The sequence below is a fragment of the Mesorhizobium sp. M7A.F.Ca.CA.001.10.2.1 genome (assembly GCF_003998575.1).
In the GTDB taxonomy this organism is placed as follows: Bacteria; Pseudomonadota; Alphaproteobacteria; order Rhizobiales; family Rhizobiaceae; genus Mesorhizobium.
Genome location: NZ_RZQY01000173.1, coordinates 1 through 9875 on the forward strand (window position 1 = coordinate 1; position 9875 = coordinate 9875).

Sequence of the window (9875 nt, forward strand, 5' to 3'; positions counted from 1 at the left end):
GGTGATGTTGGCCGAGGATTGCGAGAAGGAATCGCGGCTGACGTCCTTCCGGGACGTGCCGGCGCCACCTTGCATCAGTTCGAACTGCTCTGGCCTGGAAAAATCCGCGGTCGGCCTCGTGACGGCGATGACGCGCGCCTGGTCCTTCGCATTGAGGTCGGTGCGCGTGGTGGCGAGCCCGGCAGGCTGAAGATCACCGGCCATCGCCGAGGAGGCAAGCGCCAACACGAGCACGACATAGCGCCGACGCGCCAATCCGGCCGGCGTCTTGCGAAGGAGCGGCGAGCCATTGGCCCGCCGCGAGCGGCGCATGAATTCTAGCAGGCGCCGCATTCCCGCATGCCCTTACTCCGCCTCGTCCGCCGATGCGGCGTTGAGCTGGCCGTATTTTTCCTCGCCGATCGAGGCAAGCAGGTCGAGCTGCGTCTCGAGAAAGTCGATGTGACCCTCCTCGTCGGCGAGCAATTCCTCGAACAGCTTCATCGTCACGTAGTCGCCGGCGTCGTTGCAGATTTCGCGCGAGCGCTTGTAGGCGGTACGTGCGTCATATTCGCCGGCAAGATCGGATTCGAGCACTTCCTTGACGTTCTGCCCGATGCGCAACGGCGCCACGGACTGCAGGTTCGGATGGCCTTCGAGGAAGATGATACGGGCGACGAGCTTGTCGGCATGGTGCATCTCCTCGATCGATTCCGCCCGCTCCTTCTTTGCCAGCTTGGCGTATCCCCAGTCCTCAAGCAGACGGAAATGCACCCAGTACTGATTGACGGCCCCAAGCTCCAGAAAAAGAGCCTCGTTAAGCCGCTCGATGATCTGCGGATCGCCTTTCATGAATTCTGCTCCCGTATTGGACGCGCAGGCCTCTGACGCGATCCAGGTGTGAAACGACATCCACGCCGCTCGCCTCCGAGCGGGCGTGGTAATTTTCGGTGACCCGAATGATCGTTTCCACCACATTTGGGAAGCAGCCGCAACAGCGACCGCGCTTTTGCATGGCATGATAGATCTTCGCCGGCACGATCAGCTGCCAGGGATCCTGGTCCAGCAGCCCGACGATCGTCTGCTCGATCTCCTTCTCGGTGATGATATTGCAATGACAAATCAGCATTGGCTTGCTCGGCTGGCTGACGGCGTCTCCCGCGCCGTGTGGCTTGATTTTCTAGCGGAGGCCGTTCCAGAGCCGGTCCGGCTCCGGATCAGTCTCCTGTCTTTCGGCCCTTACTTGAACACCTTGTCCGGCGCGTCGAGGCTGTCGGACCCTTCGAAGGCGATGGTGCTGAGCTTCAGGGAGCCGACGGCGCGCTCAATCGACTTGGTCTGATCGATCAGCGCATCGATCGCCGCCTGCACGGTGGCGTTGCCCTCAACGTTGCCCTCGGCGATCTGCTGGTCATAGGCCTCGCCGGCCAGTGCACGCGCCTTGATCGCCTCCATCTTGGCGACGGTGACATCGAGCTTGTCAGACAGTTCCTTGTCGATCGCCGGATCGGCCGCCTTCACCATATCGGCCACCGAGGGACCCGAAACGACGGTGCCGTCGAGACGCGTGTAGCTCGCATGATAGGCCGCGCGAATGCCGATGGCGTCGTAGAGATGCGAATTGTAGGTGTTGTCGGAGAAGCAATCGTGCTCCTCTTCCGGATCATGCAGCAGCAGGCCGAGCTTCATGCGCTCGCCGGCCAGTTCGCCGTAGGACAGCGAGCCCATGCCGGTGAAGATGGTCGAGATCGCCGTGTTCGGCTCGCCATCGACGAGAGCCTTGCGGGCGGCGCCGTCTTCCTTCCAGTTGCCGACCATCTCCTGAATATCCGAAACCAGAAGGTCGCTGGCCGATTTCAGATACTCGGCGCGGCGATCGCAATTGCCGCCGGTGCAGTTCTTGAGGTCGTAGTCGGTATAGGGGCGCTCGCCGGCACCCGGGCCGGTGCCATGCAGGTCCTGGCCCCAGAGCAGGAATTCGATGGCGTGGTAGCCGGTGGCGACATTGGCCTCGATGCCGCCGGCTCCCTGCAGCGTGCCGGAGAGGAACTCCGGCGAAAGCTTCGATGCATCGACCTTCTTGCCGTTGATCTCGATCTCCTTGTTGGCGATCACATTGGCCGTGTAGAGCGCGTTCGCGTCCGATTCGGTGCCGTAGCTCTTGGCAACGTAGTCGATCAAGCCTTCATCCAGCGGCCAGGAGTTCACCTTGCCTTCCCAGTCGTCGACGATCTTGTTGCCGAAGCGGTAGACCTCGGTCTGCTGGTAGGGAACGCGCGATGCCTTCCAGGCGTCACGGGCAGCGTTGAGGGGTTCCACCGATGGCGCGGCGAGCAGCGCGTCGACCGCCTTGTCGAGCGCCTGCGCGGTGGTCAACGAATCCTCGTATTTGGCGAGTGCGATGTCGGAATAGGTCTTGATGACCGCCTTTGCATCGGTTTCCGCCTTTGCCGGCAACACGAATACCGCCGCCGTCAGCAGGGCAGTGGCGCCGATCGCCGCAAGCCTGCTGCCATATCGTGCTGTCATAATCACTCTCCAGTTTCTCGGAAATTCTGTAAACGGCGCGCGCAGCAACCGGCGCCAGGCCATCTGTGGGCCATTGGGCGCAAGAGATGCCGCGCCATCGCGCGGTTCGCGGAAGAAAGACACCAAAATGCCTCCAATCGAAAGGGTTCAAGGCCCAGACATTAAAGGGATGCGCTGACGCGCGAGCCTCCATAAAGCTGCGACATCGTCGGATGTCAATGACAATCCGCAAGAAAAGTCAATTGAAACAACAGTTTAGAATTATTCTAAACTACGACTCTCAACTTTATGCATTTTCCTGCACCGGTCTTGCCGCTGAACTGTGCGATTGACAGCCGCCATCCCGGATGCGACCCGCAAAAGCTCGCTTGCAGCGGTGCCAGACAATTGCCATCTGGCGAAACATCCTAGGGTAGAATCAGGATTGGATGCGATGAAGAACGGTGTGGTCATTGTCGGCGCGGGTCATGCGGGCGTGCAAGCGGCCGCCAGTCTGCGCGAAGACGGCTATGACGGGCCGGTGATCCTCGTTGGGGATGAGGACGAACTTCCCTATCACAAGCCGCCGCTGTCGAAGACTTTCATCAAGGATGCCGAGGCCAAGCCGCAACCCTTGCGCGGCGAGGCCTTTTACACCGGCAGCGCCATCGATTACCGGCCCGGCGTCAGGATCGATCGGATCGATGCCGGACGCCGCAGTTTGGATATTGCCGGCGGTGGTGCGCTGGCCTTTGACCACCTGATCCTGGCGACAGGCTCGCGCCCGCGCACGCTGCCGCTGCCCGGTGCCGACCTGTCCGGTGTGCTGTCGCTGCGCTCGCTGGCCGATGCGCGGCTGATCCGCGACCTCAGCACGCAAAGCGACGAAGTCGTCATCCTCGGCGGCGGTTTCATCGGGTTGGAGATCGCAGCCACGTTGAGGGCCGCCGGTCGCACGGTGACAGTGGTCGAGGCGGTGGACCGGCTGCTCGGCCGCGCCGTGGCGCCGATCGTGGCGAGCCACGTCCGGCAACGGCTGGAGGCGACAGGCGTGCGCATCCTCACCGGCACCTCCATCGCCAGGCTCGATGGCGAAAACGGTCATGTCACGGCCGCCATCACCTCATCAGGCGAAAGGCTGCCGGCGCGCATGCTCATCGTCGGCGTTGGTGCCGTGCCGAATTTAGAACTGGCGCAGGCGGCCGGCCTCAGCATCGCCAACGGCATTCGCGTCGATCATCAGATGCGCACGTCGATGCCGGAGATTCTCGCCATTGGCGATGCTGCCTCCTACCGGCACTGGTTCACCGGCGGCGACGTGCGGCTGGAATCGGTGCAGAATGCCACCGACCAGGCGCGGCTTGCCGCGCGCACGATATCGGGCCATGCCGACGCCTATTCGGCGGTGCCATGGTTCTGGTCCGACATCGGCGACATCAAATTGCAGATGGTCGGCCTGACCGCCGGCGGCGACAGCCATGTCGTGCTGGGCGACCTGCCCGACAACAAGTTCTCGATCTACCACTATGCCGGCGACCGGCTGCTCGGTATCGAATCGGTCAACCGTCCCGGCGACCACATGCTTGGCCGCAAGATGCTCGGCGCCGGCTTCTCGCCGACGCCGCAGCTGGTTGCTGAGGGACCTGACGGTCTGAAGGCGGCGCTGGCCGCATTCCAGCAGGATGAGCCTGCAAGGGCTGCGGGCTAGCCCCCCGCTTACCCTCCCCCTTGTGGGGAGGGTCGCTGCGAAGCAGCGGGGTGGGGGTGGGCGCCAAGCCCCCACCCGGACCTTCGGCCCGACCTCCCCACAAGGGGGAGGTAGAAGTTCAGGCGGCGCAGACTTCGCGGATCGAGCTTTCCAGGATGTCGAGTGCTTCGTTCATGACCTCGTCCTGGATGGTGATCGGCGCCAGGAAGCGGATGACGTTGCCGTAGACACCGCAGGTCAGCAGGATCAGGCCCTTGTCGAGCGCCTTCAACCGGATCGCATTGGCGATCTCGGCCGACGGCAGGCCCTTCTTGACGTCGTTGAACTCGACCGCATTCATGAAGCCGAGGCCTCTGATGTCGACGATCTCGGGCACGTCGTCACGGATCGACTGCAGCCGCTGCTTCAGCCTTGCGCCCAGCGTGTTGGCGCGGTCGCACAGGTTTTCGTCCTCGATCACGTCGAGCACGGCGTGCGCGGCGGCAACACCGATCGGGCTGCCGCCATAGGTGCCGCCGAGCCCGCCGGGGCCGGGCGCATCCATGATTTCGGCGCGGCCGGTGACCGCGGCCAAGGGAAAACCGCCGGCCAGGCTCTTGGCCATGGTGGTGATGTCGGCGGCCACCTCATGGTGATCCATCGCAAACATCTTGCCGGTGCGGGCAAAGCCGGTCTGCACTTCGTCGGCGATCAGCAGCATGCCGTGCTGGTCGCAAAGCTTGCGCAGCGCAACCAGGAAATCACGCGGCGCGTCGTAGAAACCGCCTTCGCCCTGAACCGGCTCGATGATGATGGCTGCGACGCGGGCCGGATCGACATCGGCCTTGAACAGCCGGTCGAGCGCGGCCAGCGAGTCGGCGACCGAGACACCGTGCAGCGGCACCGGGAACGGCGCATGATAGACGTCGCCCGGCATGGCGCCGAAGCCGACCTTGTAGGGCACGACCTTGCCGGTAAGCGCCATGCCCATGAAGGTGCGGCCATGGAAGCCGCCGGCGAAGGCGATGACCGCCTGACGGCCGGTGGCATTGCGGGCGATCTTGATGGCGTTCTCTACCGCCTCGGCCCCGGTGGTGACGAAGATCGTCTTCTTCTCGAACTTGCCAGGCAGCATGCCGTTCAGCCGTTCGGCCAGGCGCACATAGCTCTCATAGGGCACCACCTGGTGGCAGGTGTGGGTGAAGCGGTCGAGCTGTGCCTTGACCGCCTCGATCACCCTGGGATGGCGATGCCCGGTGTTGACCACGGCGATGCCCGACGAGAAATCGATATAGCGACGTCCCTCGACATCCCAGATTTCCGAATTTTCAGCCCGGTCGGCATAGATCTGCGTGGTCATGCCGACGCCGCGGGAAATCGATTGGTTCTTGCGTTCGGAAATGGCTGAATTCTTCATCGTATCCTCACCGGGCCGGCGCCCGTCCTGTTTGATGCCGTTGAGACGTCTTCTGACCTTATTTCACGTTTTCCTCAAGTCGGCACCACCGGCAGGCGATTGGGCCTGCGACAGGTGGATCCCGGCGCTTAACCAGTTGCCCGATACACGTACGACACCGGTTTCCTTTTCCCGGGGATCGACTATCCTCCAGATATCCGCGAGGTCTCGCGATCCGCGCTAGCCGCCCACGGGGCTGGGGGAGTCCATGAGCAGGAACGCGACATCGTCCGTCTCGCGGCCGTCGGTCAAAACCCCCTGCCTGTTTTCTTGTCCGATCGCCTCGGTGCTTTTCGCTTGCACGGCGGCTCTTCTGCTAACCGGCTGCCAGAAGCAGGAGGCGGCGGACAAGAAATTGCCGGTCATGGTGCGCACCGAAACGGTGGCGATGGCCGACTATGCGCCAAGGACCTCACTGACCGGGGTGATCGCGGCGCGTACGCTGAACAATCTGTCGTTCCGGGTCGGCGGTCGCGTCGCCGAACGGTTTGTCGATGTCGGCCAGCATGTCGATCAAGGCACGGTGCTCGCCCGGATCGATCCGCAGGAGCAGGAATCCGATTTGCGCTCGGCGCAGGCCGATCTCGACGCGGCGCAGGCGCAATTGACCCAGTCCGCCGCCGCCTTCGAACGGCAGAAGACGCTGCTCGCCCAGGGTTTTACCACCAGGCGCGATTATGACGCCGCGGACCAGGCCCTGAAGGTGGCACAAGGCAGCGTCGAAGCCGCGCAGAGCGCTTTCTCCAACGCCCAGCAAAACCTGTCCTTCACCGAGCTCAAGGCCGGTGCCGCCGGCGTGATCACCGCCCGCCAAGTCGAAACCGGCCAAGTGGTGCAAGCCGCGCAAACCGTCTTCACCGTCGCCGAGGACGGTGACCGCGACGCCGTGTTCAACGTGCAGGAGACGCTGATCGCCAAGGCACCGGCATCGCCTGCGGTGACGATCACGCTGTTGTCCGATCCGCAGGTCAGGGCGACGGGCAAGGTCCGCGAAATCTCGCCTGCGGTCGACCCGGCTTCGGGCTCGATCCGGGTCAAAATCGCCATTCCCGACACGCCCGCCGGCATGCCGCTTGGGGCAGCCGTCATCGGCACGGTAAGCGCCAAGCCGGCGAAGGCGATCCTGCTGCCTTGGCAGGCGCTGACGTCCAGCGGCGGCAAGCCGGCGGTCTGGATCGTCGATCCCTCGACCAAGGCAGTGACGATGGCGCCAGTCGAAGTGCTGGCGTTCAATTCGGGCACGGTCGTGATCGCCAAGGGGCTGGACGCGGGCCAGAGCGTCGTCACCGCTGGAGGACAGCTGCTCAGCCCTGGACAGACGATCGAGATATCGGGAGCGGGCCAATGAGCCGGACGCCACGCATCCTGCTCGGCGTGCTCATGCTCGGCGCGCTGGCATCCTGCTCCAAGTCGGAGGAAAAGCCGCCCGAGATCGTCCGACCGGTGCTGTCGATGGTGATCGAGCCGCGCACCACGCAAATCTTCGGTTTTGCCGGATCCGTCGAACCGCAGGTCAGCGCCGACCTGGCCTTCCGCCTGCTTGGCCGGGTCGTCTCGCGCGACGTCCAGGTCGGCGACATCGTCAGCAAGGGCACGACGATAGCGGCACTGGATCCGACCGCACTGGAGTTGGGCCTCCAGGCGGCCAAGGCGGAACTGTCCAATGCCGAGGCGCAGCTCGCCAACGCCGCCGCCAGCGAGGAACGGCAGCGCCAGTTGCTCGCCTCGGCCAACGCCACGCAAGCTGTCTTCGATGCCGCGCAGCAGGCGCGCAAAGCCGCGGAGGCAGGTGTCGAGCGGGCCAAGGCTTCGCTTGCCAAATCGCAGGAACAGCTCGGCTATGCCAGGCTGTTCTCTGATTTCGACGGTGTCGTCACCGCGGTCGGCGCCGAAGTTGGCCAGACGGTCTCGCCCGGCCAGACCGTCGTCACCGTGGCGCGTTCGGACCTGCGCGAGGCGGTGGTCGACATTCCCGATCAATTGACCGGTGATCTTGAGGCCGGCACGCCCTTCCAGGTGATCCTGCAGTCGCTGCCTACGATCCAGACCGGGGCCAAGCTGCGCGAGATCGCACCGCAATCCGAGGGCTCGACCCGCACGCGGCGCGTCAAGCTGACGCTCACGGATCCGCCACAGGCCTTCCGGCTCGGCTCGACGGTGACGGCGACCCGCGTGACCAAGGTGGCACCGACGATCGAATTGCCCATGTCGGCGCTGTTCGAAAAGAACGGTTCCGCGAAAGTATGGATCGTCGACCCGCAGACATCCAGCGTGAACGCACACGACATAAAGGTCGCGTCGAAGAATGGCGGCACCTTCACGGTGGCCGAGGGGCTGGAGGCCGGCATGCGTGTTGTCACGGCGGGCGTCCACAGCCTGAGCGAAGGCCAGAAGGTGACAGTGCCCGAGGGAGGGGCCTCATGAAAGGCTTCAATCTCTCCGACTGGGCGCTCAACCACCGCTCCATGGTCTGGTATTTCATGCTTGTCTTCGTCGTGGCTGGCGTGTTCTCCTACCTCAATCTCGGCCGTGAAGAAGACCCCAATTTCACCATCAAGACGATGATCATCCAGGCCAACTGGCCGGGCGCCTCGGTCAGGGAAACCGTGCAGCAGGTGACCGACCGTATCGAGAAGAAACTCGAGGAACTCGACAGCCTCGACTACACCAAGTCCGTCACCACGGCCGGCCAGACCGTCATCTTCGTCAACCTGAAGGACACCACCAAAGCACGCGATGTCGTGCCGAACTGGATTCAGGTGCGCAACATGGTCAACGACATCGCGGCGCAGTTTCCGCAGGGGGTGCAGGGACCCTTCTTCAACGACAGCTTCGGCGACGTCTATGGCAACATCTACGCCTTCACATCGGACGGGCTGACGCCGCGCCAGTTGCGCGACTATGTCGAGGACGCCAGAACAAAAATCCTGACCGTGCCCAACGCCGGCAAGGTCGACCTCGTCGGCGCCCAGGACGAGGCGATCTATCTCGAATTCTCGACCCGCCAGATCGCCGCCCTCGGCCTCAACCAGCAAGCGATCGTGGCGAGCCTGCAGGCGCAGAACGCGATCACGCCGTCCGGCGTCATCCAGTCCGGGCCGGAGCGCATCAGCGTGCGGGTCGGCGGGCAGTTCACCTCCGAGGACAGCCTGCGCGCCATCAATCTGCGGGTCGATGACCGTTTCTTCCGCCTCAGCGACGTGGCGACGATCACGCGCGGCTATGTCGATCCGCCTACGGCGCTATTCCGCTTCAACGGCCAGGACGCCATCGGGCTCGCCATCGGCATGAAACCCAACGCCAACCTGCTCGAGTTCGGCGAGGCGCTGCACAAGGAGATGGACAAGGTGCTGGCCGACCTGCCGGTCGGTGTCGGCGTGCATCTGGTGGCCGACCAGCCGGTCATCGTCGAGGAGGCCGTCTCGGGCTTTACGCGCGCGCTGTTCGAGGCGGTCGCCATCGTGCTCGCCGTGTCGTTCATCAGCCTCGGCATGCGCGCCGGCTTCGTCGTGGCGCTGTCGATCCCGCTGGTGCTGGCCATCACCTTCACGGTCATGGCCTATCTCGGCATTTCGCTGCAGCGTATTTCCCTGGGGGCGCTGATCATCTCGCTCGGGCTTCTGGTCGACGACGCGATGATCGCGGTCGAGATGATGGTGGCGCGGCTGGAGGTCGGCGACAATCTGCGCAAGGCGGCGACCTATGTCTACACATCGACCGCCTTTCCGATGCTGACCGGTACGCTGGTGACGGTCGCCGGCTTCATCCCGATCGGCCTCAACAACAGCGCCGCCGGCGAATATACCTTCACCCTGTTCGTGGTCATCGCCGTTTCGCTGCTGGTGTCATGGGTCGTGGCGGTGCTGTTTGCGCCACTGCTCGGCGTCACCATCCTGCCGGCGACGATGAAAACCAAGCATCACGACCAGCCTGGCCGCTTCACCTCGCTTTTCCGGCGCGTGCTTGTCGGCTCGGTGCGCCATCACTGGCTGACCATCATCGTCACAGTGCTTTTGTTTGCCGGCTCGATCGCCGGCTTCGGGCTGGTGCAGCAGCAGTTCTTTCCGCCATCGGACCGGCCGGAGCTGATCGTCGACTGGAACCTGCCGCAGAATGCCTCGATCGCCGATACGCGCGACCAGATGGAGCGGTTCGAGCAGCGGGCGCTGGTCGGCAATCCCGACATCGACCATTTTTCGTCCTATATCGGCCAGGGCGCGGTGCGTTTCGTGCTCGCCTATGACG

General features: G+C 63.8%; 8 protein-coding genes and 1 pseudogene. 4 read left to right on the forward strand and 5 right to left on the reverse strand.

All coding sequences use genetic code 11. The features are described 5' to 3' along the window. From EN964_RS13650 to EN964_RS13665, 4 genes and pseudogenes are all read right to left on the reverse strand, one after another. Positions 1 to 333: pseudogene (locus tag EN964_RS13650) on the reverse strand (thiol oxidoreductase); the annotation flags it as partial. A 12-nt stretch (positions 334 to 345) separates the two neighbouring features. After that, the gene (gene bfr / locus EN964_RS13655) at positions 346 to 831 is read right to left on the reverse strand and encodes a bacterioferritin (protein WP_013527914.1); all 486 of its coding nucleotides are present in this window, start codon (positions 829 to 831) and stop codon (positions 346 to 348) included. After that, positions 797 to 1108: a (2Fe-2S)-binding protein gene (locus tag EN964_RS13660; protein WP_023811421.1), complete on the reverse strand. Its 312-nt coding sequence runs from the start codon at positions 1106 to 1108 to the stop codon at positions 797 to 799. Before EN964_RS13660 ends, bfr begins: the two co-directional genes overlap by 35 nt. A gap of 110 nt (positions 1109 to 1218) precedes the next feature. Beyond that, positions 1219 to 2508 (reverse strand): imelysin family protein, encoded by a 1290-nt coding sequence (locus tag EN964_RS13665; protein ID WP_127270714.1) that lies wholly within the window; start codon positions 2506 to 2508, stop codon positions 1219 to 1221. A 433-nt stretch (positions 2509 to 2941) separates the two neighbouring features. Here EN964_RS13665 and EN964_RS13670 point away from each other — a divergent pair, with 433 nt between their 5' ends. Further along, positions 2942 to 4195: an NAD(P)/FAD-dependent oxidoreductase gene (locus EN964_RS13670; protein ID WP_127270716.1), complete on the forward strand. Its 1254-nt coding sequence runs from the start codon at positions 2942 to 2944 to the stop codon at positions 4193 to 4195. 118 nt (positions 4196 to 4313) lie between these two features. Here EN964_RS13670 and EN964_RS13675 read toward each other — a convergent pair whose 3' ends face one another. Continuing rightward, on the reverse strand, positions 4314 to 5591 hold the full coding sequence (locus EN964_RS13675; protein ID WP_023811424.1) for a 4-aminobutyrate--2-oxoglutarate transaminase: 1278 nt from the start codon (positions 5589 to 5591) through the stop codon (positions 4314 to 4316). A gap of 247 nt (positions 5592 to 5838) precedes the next feature. On the opposite strand from EN964_RS13675, the gene EN964_RS13680 reads away from it, so the two are divergent. The 3 genes from EN964_RS13680 to EN964_RS13690 form a co-directional block, all read left to right on the forward strand. Then, positions 5839 to 6978, forward strand: a complete 1140-nt coding sequence (locus tag EN964_RS13680; RefSeq protein ID WP_127272390.1) for an efflux RND transporter periplasmic adaptor subunit — start codon at positions 5839 to 5841, stop codon at positions 6976 to 6978. Continuing rightward, on the forward strand, positions 6975 to 8054 hold the full coding sequence (locus tag EN964_RS13685) for an efflux RND transporter periplasmic adaptor subunit (protein WP_127270819.1): 1080 nt from the start codon (positions 6975 to 6977) through the stop codon (positions 8052 to 8054). Before EN964_RS13680 ends, EN964_RS13685 begins: the two co-directional genes overlap by 4 nt. Continuing rightward, positions 8051 to 9875 (forward strand): efflux RND transporter permease subunit (locus EN964_RS13690; RefSeq protein WP_164775815.1); only part of this gene is annotated, 1825 nt, incomplete at its 3' end. The genes EN964_RS13685 and EN964_RS13690, both read left to right, overlap by 4 nt.